Genomic DNA, 15,316 nt, shown 5'->3' with positions numbered 1-15,316 from the left:
TTTTGTGTTTGTTTGGTTGTGTGGGGGGGGGGGGGGGGCGGCGGTCGCCCCCCCGCCCCGGCGGCGGGCGGGCCCCGCCGCGGGCGGGGGGGCCCCCCCCCCCCGGGACGCCGGAGCGGTGATCAGCCGAAACGGCCCGAGATGTAGTCCTCGGTGGCCTTCTGGCTCGGGTTGGAGAAGATCTTCTCCGTGTCGTCCACCTCGATCAGCCGACCGGGCTGACCGACACCCGGCAGGTTGAAGAACGCGGTCTGGTCGCTGACCCGCGCCGCCTGCTGCATGTTGTGGGTCACGATGACGATCGTGTACTCCTTCTTCAGCTCGGTGATCAGGTCCTCGATCGCGAGCGTGGAGATCGGGTCCAGCGCCGAGCACGGCTCGTCCATCAGCAGCACGTCCGGCTGCACGGCGATCGCCCGCGCGATGCACAGCCGCTGCTGCTGGCCGCCGGACAGGCCGCCGCCGGGCCGGTCGAGGCGGTCCTTGACCTCGTTCCACAGGTTCGCCCCGCGCAACGACCGCTCGGCCACCTCGTCGAGCTTCTTCTTGTTCCGCTCGCCCGCGAGCTTCAGGCCCGCCACCACGTTGTCGCGGATCGACATCGTCGGGAACGGGTTGGGGCGCTGGAACACCATGCCGATGGTCCGGCGCACCTGCACCGGGTCGACCGAGGACGCGTAGATGTCCTCGCCGTCCAGCAGGACCTTGCCCTCCACCCGCGCGCCGGGCGCCACCTCGTGCATGCGGTTCAGCGACCGCAGCACGGTGGACTTCCCGCAGCCGGACGGGCCGATGAACGCCGTCACGTTCTTCGGCGGCACGGCGAGCGAGACACCGTCCACGGCGTGGAACTTGCCGTAGTACAGGTTGAGGTCTTTCACGTCGATGCGCTTGGCCATGACCGCCCGCTCACTTCGTCTTCGGAGCCAGCCACCGCGAGATCACGGTCGCCAGCAGGTTGAACAGCGTGATGATGATGACCAGGGTGATCGCCGCACCCCAGATCCGCTCGAAACCGGCCTGCGTCGGGTTGTTCCGCTCCGCCGTCATGAGCAGCGGCAGCGACGCCATCGGTCCGTCGAACAGGTTGTAGTTGATGTACGGCGCGTAGGCGGCCAGCACGAGCACCGGCGCGGTCTCGCCCATGACGCGGGCCAGGGCCAGCATGATGCCGGTGATGATGCCGGACAGCGCGGTCGGGATGACGACCTTCACGATCGTCTTCCACTTGGGGATGCCGAGCGCGTAGGACGCCTCGCGCAGCTCGTCCGGGACGATCTTCAGCATCTCCTCGGTGGTCCGCACGATCACCGGCACCATCAGCAGCACCAGGGCGAGCGACACCGCGAAGGCGCTGCGGCCGAAGCCGAAGTACGTGATCCACAGCGTGTAGACGAACAGCGCGGCCACGATGGACGGCACACCGGTCAGGATGTCGACCATGAACGTGGTGGCGCGGGACAGCTTGGACCGGCCGCCGTACTCCACCAGGTAGATGCCGACGAACAGGCCGATCGGCACGGACAGCACGCCGCACACCAGGCCCTGCACCAACGTGCCGTAGATGGCGTGGTAGACGCCGCCGCCCTGCTGGCGGGACAGCAGGCCGGACAGCGACTTCTGCCACCAGTCGCCGTCCAGCACGACCGGGAAGCCGCGCTGGATGACCACGAACAGCACCCAGATCAGCGGCACGATCGCGATCAGGAACGCCCCGTAGACCAGGGCGCTCGCGACGGCGTTCTTGACCTTGCGCGCGACGCTGACGCTCTGGAACGTCGGCGGCGTGGCCAGGCGGTTCAGGTCCGCCGTGTCGGTCGTCATTCGTACTCCTTGTGACCGGCGACGATGGACCGGGCGATGGCGTTGACGCCGAACGTCAGCACGAACAGCACCAGGCCGGCGGCGATGTAGGCGCCCGCCGTGCGCGGGTCGTTGAACTCGGGGGCGGCCAGCGCGATCTTGGACGCGAACGTCGCGCCGCCGTCGAACAGGCTCCACGTGAACGCCGCGCCGGTGCCGCTGAGGATGATCGTCAACGCGATCGTCTCGCCGAGCGCGCGGCCGAGGCCGAGCATCGAGGCGCTGACGTAGCCCGCCTTGCCGAACGGCAGCACGGTGGTCCGCACGACCTCCCACTTGGTGGCGCCCAGGGCGATGGCGCCCTCGATGTGGGTGACGGGCGTGCGGTCGAACACCTCGCGGCTCACCGCGGTGATGATCGGCAGGATCATCACCGCCAGCACGATGCCGGCGGTGAAGATGGTGCCGCCCAGCTCGATGCTGACGTTGCCCTCGGCGAACAGCGGGATCCAGCCCAGCGTCGAGGTCAGCCACTCGCCGATCGGGGTGAGCACGGGGCCGAGCACGAGCAGGCCCCACAGGCCGAAGATGATCGACGGCACGGCGGCCAGCAGGTCGATGACGTAGGCGAACGGCCGGGCGAGCCGGCGGGGCGCGTACTGGGTGAGGAACAGCGCGATGCCCAACGCGATCGGCATCGCGATGACCAGCGCGAACGCCGACGACACCACGGTCACCAGGAGCAGGTCCAGGATGCCGTAGCGCATGTTGTTCACGTCGCCGGTCGACCACTCGCGGCTGGTCAGGAAGTTGACCTTGTCCAGCGCGAGCGACGGGATGGCCTGGAGCAGCAGGAAGATGCCGATCGCCGCGATCAGGACCACGATGAAGATGCCCGAGCCCGTGGCCAGGCCGGCGAAGATCCGGTCACCCGGCCGGACGACAGTCTTCCGATCGGCTTCCGTGGTCGGGGGAATCGGAGCCTCCGAGGCGGGTCGGGCAGCCGGAACGCCCTCACGGGCACCGGTCGTGCCGGTGCCCGCGGGGCGTGGGGCCACTGTGCGGTCGTTCATCGCAATGGCGTTCCCGGGAAGTGTGCCGGCCTGGTCAGGCGATGGCGTTGATGGCGGTCAGCAGCTTGTCCTGGAAGGCCTTGGGCAGCGGAGCGTAACCCGCGTCCGCCAGTCCTTCCTGGCCCGTGGTCGCCGCGACCGTGAGGAACGCCTTGAGGGCCTTCGCGGTGTCGGCGTCGTAGCCCTTCGAGCAGACGATCTCGTAGGTGGCCAGCAGCAGCGGGTAGGCGCCCGCGGTGGTGGAGCCGTAGATCGACTTGAGGTCGAGGACCAGGTCGTTGCCCGTGCCCTTGATCTGCGCGCCGTCGATGGCCTTGCCGACCGTCTCGTCGGTCAGCTCGACCGGGCCGGAGCCGTTGTCGATCTTGGCGATGGACAGCTTGTTGTCCTGCGCGAACGACAGCTCGACGTAGGTGATGGCGCCGTCGACCGAGCCCGCGGCCTGCGCGACGCCGGCGGACTTCTCCTTGCCCTCGCCGACACCGCCCTTGAACTGCTTGCCCGCGCCCTGCGTCCAGGCGCCCTTCGAGGCGGTCTCCAGGTAGAGCTGGAAGTTGTCCGTGGTGCCGGACTCGTCCGAGCGGTAGACGACCTTGATGTCCTTGTCCGGCAGCGACGCGCCGCTGTTCAGCGCGGCGATGGCCGGGTCGTTCCACTTCTTGACGCCGCCGTTGAAGATCTTGGCCGCGACCTCGGCGTTGAGCACCAGGTCGGTGACGCCCTCGAGCTTGTAGCCGAGCGCGACCGGGCCGAACACGAGCGGCAGGTTCCAGGCCGGGTTGCCCTTGCAGCGCTCGGCCGCGCTCGCGACCTCGCCCTTGCTCTCGGACAGCGGCGAGTCGGAGCCCGCGAAGTCCACCTGGCCGCCGATGAACTGCTTGACGCCGGCGCCGGAGCCCTGCGCGTTGTACGCGACGTTCGAGCCGGAGCACTGCTGCTGGTAGGCCTGCACGAACGTGTCGATCGCGTTCTTCTGCGCCGAAGAACCCTCACCGGTCAGGTTCGACTTGCCACCGCACTCGACCGGGGTCGACGACTGGCCGGCCGCCGAGGTCGAGCCCCCGCCGGCGGTGGTGTTGTCATCGCTGCCACACGCGGTGAGCAGAAGCGCACCGGCCGCGATCAGGCCGAGAACGGCGCCGTGTCGCTTGGTCTTCACCTGAGGTCCTCCAGCTGCGGAAGCGGATTCGCGGCGCACCTCGGCCGCTCGACACGGACGGTAGGCAGCGAGGGTGGACACGCGCAGAGGAGGAAATGAACGGAAGGTGAACACCGCACGGGAAGTGACCGAGTACACCGCCTTTTGGGTGTCCCGTGACCTGCACGTTTGCATGGCGTGATGGGTTTGTCACTACCGGGCGTATTGGACGTCGGAGTCCCACCGGCGGAACCCCAACCGGGTGTACACGGCCAGTGCCGCCGCGTTGTCGGACTCGACGTAGAGCATCACCTCGGTGAGGCCCGCGTCGCGCAGGTGGGCCAGCCCGGCGAGCGTGATGGCCTTGCCGAGACCGCCGCCCTGCGCGTCCGGGTCCACGCCGACCACGTAGACCTCGCCCAGCTCGGCGGTGTGCGCCTTGGTCCAGTGGAAGCCGAGCAGCCGCCCGTCCGCGTCCACGGCGAGGAGGAACCCGGCCGGGTCGAACCAGGGCTGCTCCTCCTTGTCGCGCACGTCCTCGATGCTCATGGCGCCCTGCTCGGGGTGCCACGAGAACGCCCGGTGGTTGACGTAGACGACGGCCGCCTCGTCCCGGCCGGGCACGAACGGGCGCAGCGAGACGCCGTCCGGCAGCACGGGCTCGGGCAGGTCGGCGTCGAGGGCGCGGCGCAGCCGCAGCAGCTCGCGGACCTTGCGGAAGCCGAGCTTCCCGGCCAGCGCGGCGGCGCCGGGGTGGCCGCCGTGCGACCAGACCCGGACGGGCTTGGCGCGGTCGGCCAGCGCCTCGACCAGGGCCGTGCCGACGCCGCGCCGGCGGTGGTCGGGGTGGACGGCCAGCTCGGCGACCTCGTTGCCGTCGGCGTCGCCGAACACGTCCAGGTGCAGGTAGCCGACCAGGGCCGCGCCCTCGCGGGCCAGCAGGTGGCGGCTGCCGCGCGCGTCCGGGCGCAGGCGCAGGGTCACGGCCTCGCCGACCGGGGCGACGCCGTCGGCGGCTTCGGCGGCCCCGAGCAGGTCCGAGACCTCGGCGGCCTGCTCGGGGGTGACGCTCTCGTACCAGGTCAGATCCACGCCACGAAGGTAGTGGAACCACCCGCGGCCGTCGCGCCGCGACGGCGATCAGGCGCGGAAGATCAGCTCGGCCTCGTCGATCGTGGTCTCCGGCAGGTCGACGTGGTGCTCGACGCGGCGGGTGCTGCCCGGCCGCGGCGGGCGGACGAACTTGTAGCCCACGTTGCGCACGGTGCCGATCAGGGACTCGTGCTCGGGGCCGAGCTTGGCGCGCAGCCGCCGGACGTGCACGTCCACCGTGCGGGTGCCGCCGAAGAAGTCGTAGCCCCAGACCTCCTGGAGCAGCTGGGCGCGGGTGAACACGCGGCCCGCGTGCTGCGCCAGGTACTTCAGCAGCTCGAACTCCTTGTAGGTGAGGTCGAGCGGGCGCCCGCGCAGGCGCGCGGTGTAGGTGGCCTCGTCGATGACCAGCTCGCCGAGCTGCAGCGAGCCGTCGCCGCCGGGCTGGGTCGCGCCGCGCCGGGAGCGCACCAGGCGCAGCCGGGCGTCCACCTCGGCGGGGCCGGAGGTGGGGAGCAGGATCTCGTCCACGCTCCAGTCGGAGTTGACCGCGACCAGGCCGCCCTCGGTGACGACGGCCACCACGGGCACGTCCACCCCGCTGGAGTCCAGCAGGCGGCACAGGCTGCGCGCGCCCACCAGGTCGGTCCTGGCGTCGACCAGGACGATGTCGTGCGGGCCGGCCTCCAGCAGCGCGGAGACCTCGGGCCGCAGCGGGCGGACCTCGTGCGGCAGGAGCGACAGCGCGGGGAGAACCGCCTCGGGATCGGAGTCGGTGGTCAGCAGCAGCACGTCGATGCTCATCGCGGCGCCCTCTCGTTCGGCCGGTGCGTGGTCACCGACCAGGCACAGGCGAAGTACGGTGACCGGGCCCCGTTGCCTGCGGATGACGGAGACAATACCGGTGCAACCCACGAAAGACCCAGGTCAGCAGGACCGGGTCACAGTTGTTTCCACAAGCGTCACGCCTGTTACATCCATGTCACACGACGCCGTCCTCCTGCACGGGGTGCACGTGAGGTCGTCACGCTCCGTGACGGATCTCGCATTCGTGGTGGGCCACGGCTTCACCAACCACGTCCGCAAGCCGTTCGTCGCCCGCGTGCTGCGCCGGTTCGCCGGGCACGGCGGGGTCGTCGCGCTCGACTTCCGGGGCCACGGCCGGTCGGGCGGGCGCTCCACCGTCGGGGGCGACGAGGTGCACGACCTCGCGGCCGGGGTTTCGCTGGCCCGCGACCTCGGGTACCGGCGGGTGGTGACGGTCGGTTTCTCCATGGGCGCGTCCATCGCGCTGCGCCACGCGGGCCTGCACGACGACCGCCCGGACGCCGTGGCGGCGGTCAGCGCGCCGTCGCGCTGGTGGATCCGCGAGACGGCGGCCATGCGCCGGGTGCACTGGCTGCTCGAGCAGCCGCACGGCAGGCTCGCCGCCCGCGCGCTGGGCGTGCGCCTGGGCCCGCCGTGGCGCACACCGCCGGAGAGCCCCCTGGAGGTCGTGCACCGGATCCCGCCGACTCCGCTGCTCATCGTGCACGGCGAGCTGGACCACTACTTCGGCCCGGCGCACGCGGTGGCGCTGCACCGGGCCGCGGGCGGCGACGCGGAGCTGTGGCTGGAGCCCGGCGTGCGGCACGCCGAGTCCGCCATGACGCCCGCTCTGGTAGACCGGATCGCGACCTGGCTGGACGACCGAACCTCCGGACGACCGACGAAGGGCAGCCGATGACCGCGACCGAGACCCGGCGCCGCCGTCCCGCGCGCGGCCGCAAGCTGATCATCGCCGTGCTGGTGGTGGGCGGGCTGCTGGTCGCGGCCGACTTCGGGCTGGCCGCGGCGGGCGAGTACCAGGTCGCGCAGAGGATGCGGCAGAAGTTCGGGCTGAGCGAGGACCCGTCGGTCCGGATCAACGGCTTCCCGTTCATCACCCAGGCCATCGCCGGCGACTACCGCGACATCGAGATCAGCGCCACCGGCGTGCCCGTCCGCGACCAGCTCCGGGACCTGGAGATCCGGGCGAACCTCCACCACACCCGCATCGGCCTGTCCGACCTGCTGTCGGGCAACACCCGCGGCGCGAAGATCGACCAGGTGCGGGGCAGTGTCAAGATCAAGGCCAACGACCTGAACCGCCTGGTCAACCAGGTCACGCCGTTCACCGACATGGCGATCGAGCCGGACCGCCGGGCCGAGCCGCCCGCCGGGCAACAGCCGGACCCGACGGTCGCGGCGGTGAAGCTGTCCGGCAACACCAAGGTGGCCGGCCGCAGCCTGCGCATCACCGCCTACGGCACGGTGTCGCTGGTCAACGGCCAAGTTGCGATCGCGATGACCGACGTCGAGCTGGACGACAGGGCGCTGGAGGGGCTGGACGCGGTGCTCGGCGTGGTGCGCGAGGCGCTGAGCGTGACCATCGACCCCGGCTCCCTCCCCTTCACCGTGACGCCCACGGCGGTCAAGGTGGAGAGCGGCGCGTTCACCGTCGAGGGCGCCATCAACGACATCCCCCTGGACGAGGGCGGCAACCGGTGACGACGGGCGTGTGGGCGCTGCTCGGCGCGGTGGCGCTGGTGGCCGTGATCGCGGTGGCGCTGCGCCTGCGGGACGGGCGGGTGCGGGCCGCCAGGCCGGTCGCGGCCCTGCCCGCGCCCGTCCGGGACCTGCTGGACGGGCGGACGCCGGTGACCCTCGTGCAGCTCTCCACCGAGTTCTGCGCCACCTGCCGGCAGACCCGGTCGCTGCTGGAGGACCTCGCGGGCCGCACCGAGGGGCTGCGGCACGTGGAGCTCGACGTGACCGACCTGCCCGACGTCGCGGCCGAGCTGGGCGTGCTGCGCGCGCCGACCACGCTGGCGCTGACCCCGGCCGGCGCGGAACTGCTGCGGGTCGGCGGGATCCCGAAGCCGGACCCGTTGATGGCGGCATTGCGCCCACACCTGCCTGGACCGTTCGGGTGATCCTGCGGACTCCCACCTGATGGACGCCACTCCCGACAGCAGGGACGACCGGCTACCCTCGGGACCATGACCACGCTGCTGACCAAGCGACTCGCGGTGGACCTGTGCCGCGTGCGCAGCAGCCTGTGTCGCGCGACGCGCTGACCGGGCGGTCCCCGGCGGCGCCGCAGGCCCTTGACGGGCGTGCGCGGCTGCCCTAACACCGCCTGAGACGGACTGCCTGTCTTGTCCACCGTCAGGAGGTCGCCGTGCCCGCAGGAACCACCGCCACCGCACCCGCCGCCAAGGACGCGCCGGTCGACCCCCGCGGCCCGCGGTTCAGCGCCTGGATCACCACCGCCATCCTGGCGGTCGTGCTGCTGACCGGGTCGTGGCGGCTGCTCGCCGCGCAGACCGTGCTGTTCGGGATGTGCGCGTTCATCTCGCTCAAGCTCAATCCGTGGGGCCACGTGTACCGGTTCGCGGTGCAGCCGAGGATCAAGCCGACGACCGAGCGCGAGGAGGCCGCCCCGCTGCGGTTCGCGCAGGGCGTCGGGTTCGTCTTCGCGCTCACCGGCACGATCGGCTACGCCACCGGCCTCACCGCGCTCGGAGTCGTCGCGACGTCCGCCGCGCTGGTCGCCGCGCTGCTCAACGCCGCGGTCGGCCTGTGCCTGGGCTGCGAGATGTTCCTGCTCCTGCGCCGCTACGCGCCCGCGCTCGCCCGACCCCAGTGACCTAAGTCGCACTAGAACGAAGAATTGGGAGCAGCTCGATGAGCCGTGAAGACGTCCTGGTCTCGGCCGCCTGGTCCGAGGAGAACCTCAACACGCCCGGCGTGGTGTTCGTCGAGGTGGACGAGGACACCACCGCCTACGACGGTGGCCACATCCCCGGCGCGGTGAAGATCGACTGGAAGAACGAGCTCCAGGACCCCGTCCGCCGCGACTTCGTGGACCGCGAGGGCTTCGAGAAGCTGCTGTCCGCCAAGGGCATCGCCAACGACGACACGGTCATCCTCTACGGCGGCAACAACAACTGGTTCGCCGCCTACGCGTACTGGTACTTCAAGCTGTACGGGCACGACTCGGTGAAGCTGCTCGACGGCGGCCGCAAGAAGTGGGAGCTGGACGGCCGCCCGCTGGACAAGGAGCAGGTCGAGCGCCCGGCCACCGAGTACAAGGCCCAGGAGCAGAACCTCGCGATCCGCGCGTTCCGCGACGAGGTCGTGGACGCGATCGGCAAGAAGAACCTGGTCGACGTGCGCTCGCCCGACGAGTTCTCCGGCAAGCTGCTCGCGCCCGCCCACCTGCCGCAGGAGCAGGCTCAGCGCGCCGGCCACATCCCGAGCGCGATCAACGTGCCGTGGAGCAAGGCGGCCAACGAGGACGGCACGTTCAAGTCGAACGAGGAGCTGGCCGAGATCTACGGCGAGGCCGGCTTCGACGGCTCGCGCAAGACGATCGCCTACTGCCGCATCGGCGAGCGCTCGTCGCACACGTGGTTCGCGCTGCACGAGCTGCTCGGCCACGAGGACGTGAAGAACTACGACGGTTCCTGGACCGAGTACGGCTCGCTGGTCGGCGTGCCCGTCGAGCTCGGCAGCGGCAAGGAGGACTGACATGAGCTTGGACGGTTGCGGCGCGCCCCAGCAGGGCGTCGACATCCAGGTCGGCGCGAACGAGGTCGTGCTGAGCGGCAAGGTGCGCGCCGAGGGCGCGCCGGTCGGCGGCGCGTTCGTGCGGCTGCTGGACGCCTCGGGCGAGTTCACCGCCGAGGTCGTCTCCTCGGCCGACGGCGACTTCCGGTTCTTCGCCGCGCCGGGCACGTGGACGATCCGCGCGCTGCACCGGTCCGGCAACGGGCAGGCGTCGGTCAACGCGGAGGGGCCGGGCGTGCACCCGGTCGAGGTCGCGGTGGCCTGAGTCCGGGAGCGCACGGGCTGCCCCCGGCGCTACCCCTCGCCGGCCCCCCGGGGGGGGGGGGCCCGCCGGGGGGGGGGGGGGCCCGCCCCCCCCCCCCCCCGGGGGGCGGGCCGCAGAGAGACCCGGCGGGGGGGGGGGGGGGGCGGGCGGGGGGGGCGCCCCGGCCCCCCCCCCGCGCCCCCCCCGGCGCCCCGCGGGGGGCGCCCCCGCCGGGGCGGCGCCCGCTTCCCGGGTCCGACGCCTAGACTGGCCGGGTGGAACACTTCTTCACCGGGTTGCTGGTCCTCGTGTCCCTGCTGGTCGTGTGGTTCGCCGGCTACGTGGTGTACCGCCTGTTCTCCGACCAGCGGTGAGCGACAACGGGCCCGTTCCGGGCAGTGGTGACGCGGCCGTGCAGGCCGCCGCGGCACGCGCGTCGGTGACCGGCGCGCGCAACCTGCCGCAGTTCGACGACCTGCCGATCCCCGCGGACACGGCGAACCTGCGCTCCGGCCCGTCGCTGCACGACGCGTGCCTGGCGCTGCTGCCGCTGGTGGGCGTGTGGCGCGGCGAGGGCGAGGTCGTGTACCCGACGATCGACGGCCCGTTCCGGTACGGGCAGCAGATCACGTTCGCGCACGACGGACGGCCGTTCCTGTACTACGAGGCCCGCGCCTGGCTGCTGGACGAGAACGGCGGCGTGATCCGCCAGGCGGCGCGCGAGACCGGCTTCTGGCGGCCGCAGCCGGACGACACGATCGAGGTGCTGCTCACGCACAACACCGGGATCGTGGAGCTGTACTACGGAAAGCCGCGCACCCAGACGTCGTGGGAGATCTCCACCGACGCGGTGGTCCGCACGGCGACGGCCAAGGAGGTCACCGGGGCGCAGCGGCTGTACGGCATCGTCAACAACGGCGACCTGGCGTACGTCGAGGAGCGGGCCATGGTGGGTCAGCCGCTCCAGCCGCACACGTCCGCGCACCTCAAGCGCGTCGTCGGGTAACCGGTCCGCGGCGGGGCCGTTCGCCGGCGCCCGCTGCGGCTTGGGTTGTTCAACAATCCTCATCTACCCTGGACGCATGCGGCTGCGGCGTTGCGGCACCGACGCGGTGCTCGTCGAGGTGGGCTCGCCCGGCGAGGTGGAGGCGGTGCGCGCCGCGGTCGCGGCGGCGGAGCTGCCCGACGTGGTCGAGCTGGTGCCGGCCGCCCGCACGGTCCTGGTCGTGACCAGGCCGGGCGGCCTGCGCGCGGTCCGCGACGTGCTGGCCGCCGCCGACCCGGCGCACGCGGCCCCGGCGGAGGGGACCGAGGTCGTCATCCCGGTCCGCTACGACGGCCCCGACCTGGACCTGGTCGCCGAGACCGCGGGCCTGACCGCCGCCGAGGTGGTCGAGCTGCACGCGGGCGCGCGCTACCGGGTCGCGTTCTGCGGGTTCGCCCCCGGCTTCGCCTACCTGACCGGCCTGCCCGAGCCGCTGCGCCAGCCCCGCCTGGACTCGCCGCGCACCCGGGTCCCGGCGGGCTCGGTGGGCGTGGCCGGCGAGTACACCGCCGCCTACCCCCGTGCCACGCCCGGCGGCTGGCGGCTGATCGGCCGCACCGACGCGCCGCTGTTCGACCCGCGCCGCGCCGCGCCCGCCCTGCTCACCCCCGGCGACCGCGTCCGCTTCGAGGCCGTCCGGTGAGCCCAACGCCCGGAACGCGCGTGTCCTGCGTTCGGAACACCCGGGTTGAACGCCCGCGCACGCTCACCGTCCTGCGCACCGGCCCGCAGGCCCTGGTCCAGGACCTCGGCCGGCCCGGTCACGCGCACCTGGGCGTGCCGCCCTCCGGGGCGCTCGACCCGCCCTCCCTCACGCTCGCCAACCGCCTGGTCGGCAACCCCGAGGACGCCGCCTGCCTCGAAGTGCTCCTCGGCGGCCTGGCCCTGCGCGCCAACGCCTCCTGCACGGTCGCCGTCACCGGCCCGTCCACCCCGACCCTGGTCAACGGCGTCCTGCGCGACCCGCCGCTGCACCTGGCGCCGGGCGACACCCTCGTCCTCGGCACGCCCCGCGGCGGCCTGCGGTCCTACGTCGCGGTGTCCGGCGGCATCGCCGTCCCGGCCGACCTGGGCAGCCGCGCCACCGACCTGCTCTCCGGGCTCGGCCCGGCCCCGCTGCGCCCGGACGACGAGCTGCCGCTGGGCGACCCGACCGGCGTGCCGGTGGGCGTGGACGTGCTGGTGCCGCGGCACGTCCCGGACGAGCTGGTCGTGCCCGTCGTGCCGGGTCCCCGCGACGACTGGTTCGACGACCCCGTGCGCCGGCTCGCCGCCGGCCGCTGGACGGTCTCCGAGCGCAGCAACCGCGTCGGGTTGCGCCTCACCGGCACGGCGCTGGAGCGGACCGCCGACCGGGTCGGGCGGGAGCTGCCGAGCGAGGGCCTGGTCACCGGCGCGGTGCAGGTGCCCGCCGACGGCCGGCCCGTCGTCTTCCTCGCCGACCACCCCACGACCGGCGGTTACCCGGTGATCGGCGTGGTCGCGCCGGAGGCGCTGCCGCTGCTCGGCCAGGCCGCGCCGGGCACGCGGCTGCGGTTCGCGCCCCGAACCTGAGCGCGCGGCCGAACGGACGCAATTGGTCTAGACCCATTGTCAAGGCGGTCGGCACGACTTACGTTCAGAGGCGTTCGGCAAGCGCACGACCAGGCCGCCGTGGTTCTCGACTGATCCCTTATTCGAGAGGCACACCCTGATGCGCCGACCAGCCATCGCGCTCGTGGCCTTAGCCCTGGCCACCGCAGCGCTGTCCGCACCGGCCGCCGCCGCGACCGGTCCGACCGCCACGTTCAGCAGGACCGGCACCACGGGCAAGTTCGTGGTCGCCAACCCCACGACCGCCGCCGTCTCCGGCTGGTCGATCAAGTTCGACCTGCCGCCCGGCGTCACCGTCAGCGGCGCGCAGCACGCCACCACCACCCAGACCGGCACGCGGGTCACCCTGACGCCCGCGTTCTACATCAACTCGATCCCGGCGGGCCGCACCACCGACCCGTACAGCCCGACGTTCACCCTCAGCCAGGCCGTCGACCCGACGACCTGCACGATCAACGGCGCGAGCTGCGACGGCAGCGGCCCGCCCCCACCGCCGCCCGCGCCGACCACCGCCGACTTCAGCCTCGCCGGCTCGACCGGCAGGTTCGTCGTGAACAACAACACCGACGCGGTGCTCGCCGACTGGTCGATCACGTTCACGCTGCCCGCCGGCGTCACGGCGAGCAACGCGCAGCACGCCACGATCAGCCAGACCGGCGCCACCGTCACGCTCAACCCGGTGCACTACAACCGGAGCGTGGCGGCACGGCGGTCCACCGAGCCCTACAGCCCCACGTTCACGCTGAGCGCGGCCGTCGAACCGGTCACCTGCCGGGTCAACAACGCCAACTGCGACGGCACGCCCGACACCCCGCCCACGCCGCCCGCCAACCTGCACTCGCCGGTGAAGACGACCAGGACCGTCTCCCTGGCGTGGACCGCGTCGACGCCGGGCTCCCTGCCCGTCGCCGGCTACGAGGTCTACAACGGCTCCGCCCTGGCCGCCTCGGTCACGTCCACCGGCGCCACCGTCACCGGGCTCACCCCGAACACGGCGTACACCTTCACGGTGAAGGCCAAGGACACCAAGGGCGCGCTGTCCACCGCGTCCAACGCGGTGTCGGTGACCACCAACAACCCCGCGGACGACACCCAGCCGCCGTCCGCGCCGGCCAACCTGCGCAGCACCGCGAAGGACGCCGGCAGCGTCACGCTGAGCTGGGACGCGTCCACCGACAACCGGGGCGTGGCCAACTACGACGTCTACCAGGGCGACTCGGTCCGGGCGACGGTCACCGGCACGACGGCGAAGGTCGACGGGCTGTCACCGTCCACCGAGTACACCTTCACGGTCCGCGCCCGCGACCTGTACGACAACGTGTCCACCGCGAGCCGGGCGATCACCGTGTCCACTTCGGACATCGTGAACGGGTACGCGCGGGTCGGGTACTTCGTGCAGTGGGGCATCTACGGCCGCCAGTACTTCGTGAAGAACCTGGACACCAGCGGCACGGCGGCCAGGCTGACCCACCTGAACTACGCGTTCGGCAACATCGACCCGGTCAACCTGACGTGCCTGCACGGCGTCACCAAGGGCACCTCGTCCAACCCGCAGGACCCGAACCAGGGCGACGGCGCGGGGGACGCGGAAGCCGACTACAGCAGGCCGTTCGGCGCGGCGCAGTCCGTGGACGGCGTCGGCGACACCGGCTGGGAGCCGCTGCGCGGCAACTACAACCAGCTGCGCAAGCTCAAGGCCAAGCACCCGCACCTCAAGGTGCTGATCTCGCTGGGCGGGTGGACGTACTCGAAGTACTTCTCCGACGTCGCGGCGACGGACGCGGCCCGCAAAAAGTTCGTCAAGTCCTGCCTGGACATCTACATCCGGGGCAACCTGCCCGTCTACAACGCGGCCGGCGGCCCCGGCACCGCGGCGGGCATCTTCGACGGCATCGACCTCGACTGGGAGTGGCCGGGCGCGGAGGGCCACCCCGGCAACCACGTCGGCCCGAACGACAAGCAGAACAACACCCTGCTGATCGAGGAGTTCCGGCGGCAGCTCGACGAGCTGACCCGGGAGACGGGCCGGCGCTACGACCTGACCGCGTTCACCCCGGCCGACCCGGCGAAGATCGACGCGGGCTGGGACCTGCCGCGGGTGGCGAAGTCCCTGGACATCTTCAACGTGCAGGGCTACGACTTCCACGGCGCGGGCAGCGACAACTCGTGGGAGCCGAACCGGACCGGCCACCAGGGCAACCTGTACGCCGACGCGGACGACCCGTACCCGTTCCACTTCAGCGTCGAGAACGCGGTGAACGCCTACACGTCGGTCGGCGTGAACCCGCGCAAGATCACCATCGGGTTGGCGTTCTACGGCCGGGGCTGGCAGGGCGTCCAGGCGGGTGACCGCAACGGCGAGTGGCAGTCGGCGACCGGGGCCGCGCCCGGCCAGTTCGCCGAGGAGGCGGGCACGCGCGGGTACTCGAACCTGCTGGCGAGCGTGCCCGGCTGCACGGTGCACCACGACGAGGCCGCGGTGGCGACGTCCTGCTTCACCGGCAACGGCGGGCAGTGGTGGACGTTCGACGACGTGTGGGCGATCCAGAAGAAGACCGCGTGGCTCAAGCAGCGCGGCCTGCTCGGCGCGATGATCTGGGAGATGTCCGGCGACACCGCCAACGGCACCCTGATCAACGCCGTGGACGCCGGCCTGAGGTGACCGCGGGCGGGGGCCCCCCGCGGGGGGGGGGGGGTGGCGCGGGGGCGCCGGCGACGCGCCCCCCCCCCACCCC

The 15,316-nt window shown here is 72.1% G+C and carries 17 protein-coding genes; 11 read left to right on the top strand and 6 right to left on the bottom strand.

The genetic code is table 11. The annotated features are described in order from the left end of the window. Window positions 1-122: 122 nt before the first annotated feature. The 6 genes from pstB to ACFXGA_RS17190 form a co-directional block, all read right to left on the bottom strand. Entirely contained in the window at window positions 123-899 is a 777-nt protein-coding gene (gene pstB / locus ACFXGA_RS17215; protein ID WP_378088872.1) for a phosphate ABC transporter ATP-binding protein PstB, read from the bottom strand. A 10-nt stretch (window positions 900-909) separates the two neighbouring features. Further along, entirely contained in the window at window positions 910-1,824 is a 915-nt protein-coding gene (gene pstA / locus ACFXGA_RS17210) for a phosphate ABC transporter permease PstA (RefSeq protein WP_378088870.1), read from the bottom strand. Then, complete coding sequence (gene pstC, locus ACFXGA_RS17205; RefSeq protein ID WP_378088868.1) at window positions 1,821-2,876, bottom strand: phosphate ABC transporter permease subunit PstC; 1,056 nt, start codon at window positions 2,874-2,876, stop codon at window positions 1,821-1,823. Before pstC ends, pstA begins: the two co-directional genes overlap by 4 nt. Window positions 2,877-2,910: 34 nt before the next feature. Next, a complete protein-coding gene (gene pstS / locus ACFXGA_RS17200) occupies window positions 2,911-4,035 on the bottom strand; it encodes a phosphate ABC transporter substrate-binding protein PstS (RefSeq protein ID WP_378088866.1) in 1,125 nt (374 codons plus the stop codon). A gap of 192 nt (window positions 4,036-4,227) precedes the next feature. Then, window positions 4,228-5,106 (bottom strand): mycothiol synthase, encoded by an 879-nt coding sequence (mshD, locus tag ACFXGA_RS17195; RefSeq protein WP_378088864.1) that lies wholly within the window; start codon window positions 5,104-5,106, stop codon window positions 4,228-4,230. A gap of 48 nt (window positions 5,107-5,154) precedes the next feature. Further along, the gene (locus tag ACFXGA_RS17190; RefSeq protein WP_378088861.1) at window positions 5,155-5,910 is read right to left on the bottom strand and encodes a winged helix-turn-helix domain-containing protein; all 756 of its coding nucleotides are present in this window, start codon (window positions 5,908-5,910) and stop codon (window positions 5,155-5,157) included. 229 nt (window positions 5,911-6,139) lie between these two features. Between ACFXGA_RS17190 and ACFXGA_RS17185 the strand changes: the two genes are divergently transcribed. From ACFXGA_RS17185 to ACFXGA_RS17135, 11 genes are all read left to right on the top strand, one after another. Continuing rightward, on the top strand, window positions 6,140-6,832 hold the full coding sequence (locus tag ACFXGA_RS17185; RefSeq protein WP_378088859.1) for an alpha/beta hydrolase family protein: 693 nt from the start codon (window positions 6,140-6,142) through the stop codon (window positions 6,830-6,832). Continuing rightward, a complete protein-coding gene (locus ACFXGA_RS17180) occupies window positions 6,829-7,635 on the top strand; it encodes a DUF2993 domain-containing protein (protein WP_378088857.1) in 807 nt (268 codons plus the stop codon). The genes ACFXGA_RS17185 and ACFXGA_RS17180 overlap by 4 nt, the downstream gene beginning before the upstream one ends. Beyond that, window positions 7,632-8,060, top strand: coding sequence for a thioredoxin family protein (locus ACFXGA_RS17175; protein WP_378088855.1), 429 nt, complete (start codon window positions 7,632-7,634; stop codon window positions 8,058-8,060). The genes ACFXGA_RS17180 and ACFXGA_RS17175 overlap by 4 nt, the downstream gene beginning before the upstream one ends. Before the next feature lie 66 nt (window positions 8,061-8,126). Continuing rightward, on the top strand, window positions 8,127-8,204 hold the full coding sequence (locus ACFXGA_RS17170; protein ID WP_378088884.1) for a putative leader peptide: 78 nt from the start codon (window positions 8,127-8,129) through the stop codon (window positions 8,202-8,204). Window positions 8,205-8,308: 104 nt separating this feature from the next. Then, window positions 8,309-8,776: a DUF4395 domain-containing protein gene (locus tag ACFXGA_RS17165; RefSeq protein WP_378088853.1), complete on the top strand. Its 468-nt coding sequence runs from the start codon at window positions 8,309-8,311 to the stop codon at window positions 8,774-8,776. Window positions 8,777-8,814: 38 nt separating this feature from the next. After that, window positions 8,815-9,660, top strand: a complete 846-nt coding sequence (locus ACFXGA_RS17160; protein ID WP_378088851.1) for a sulfurtransferase — start codon at window positions 8,815-8,817, stop codon at window positions 9,658-9,660. A gap of 1 nt (window position 9,661) precedes the next feature. Then, on the top strand, window positions 9,662-9,964 hold the full coding sequence (locus ACFXGA_RS17155) for a DUF1416 domain-containing protein (protein WP_378088849.1): 303 nt from the start codon (window positions 9,662-9,664) through the stop codon (window positions 9,962-9,964). A gap of 349 nt (window positions 9,965-10,313) precedes the next feature. After that, on the top strand, window positions 10,314-10,949 hold the full coding sequence (locus tag ACFXGA_RS17150; RefSeq protein ID WP_378088846.1) for an FABP family protein: 636 nt from the start codon (window positions 10,314-10,316) through the stop codon (window positions 10,947-10,949). Between the two features lie 76 nt (window positions 10,950-11,025). Beyond that, on the top strand, window positions 11,026-11,631 hold the full coding sequence (gene pxpB / locus ACFXGA_RS17145) for a 5-oxoprolinase subunit PxpB (RefSeq protein ID WP_378088844.1): 606 nt from the start codon (window positions 11,026-11,028) through the stop codon (window positions 11,629-11,631). A gap of 20 nt (window positions 11,632-11,651) precedes the next feature. Continuing rightward, window positions 11,652-12,542: a biotin-dependent carboxyltransferase family protein gene (locus ACFXGA_RS17140; protein ID WP_378088842.1), complete on the top strand. Its 891-nt coding sequence runs from the start codon at window positions 11,652-11,654 to the stop codon at window positions 12,540-12,542. Between the two features lie 139 nt (window positions 12,543-12,681). Continuing rightward, window positions 12,682-15,243, top strand: a complete 2,562-nt coding sequence (locus tag ACFXGA_RS17135; RefSeq protein ID WP_378088840.1) for a glycosyl hydrolase family 18 protein — start codon at window positions 12,682-12,684, stop codon at window positions 15,241-15,243. The last annotated feature ends 73 nt before the right edge of the window (window positions 15,244-15,316 follow it).

The organism is Actinosynnema sp. NPDC059335 (genome assembly GCF_042752395.1).
Classification (GTDB): Bacteria; Actinomycetota; Actinomycetes; order Mycobacteriales; family Pseudonocardiaceae; genus Actinosynnema.
Note: the sequence above shows the minus strand (reverse complement) of the source record. Positions and strands in the feature narration are given on the sequence as shown.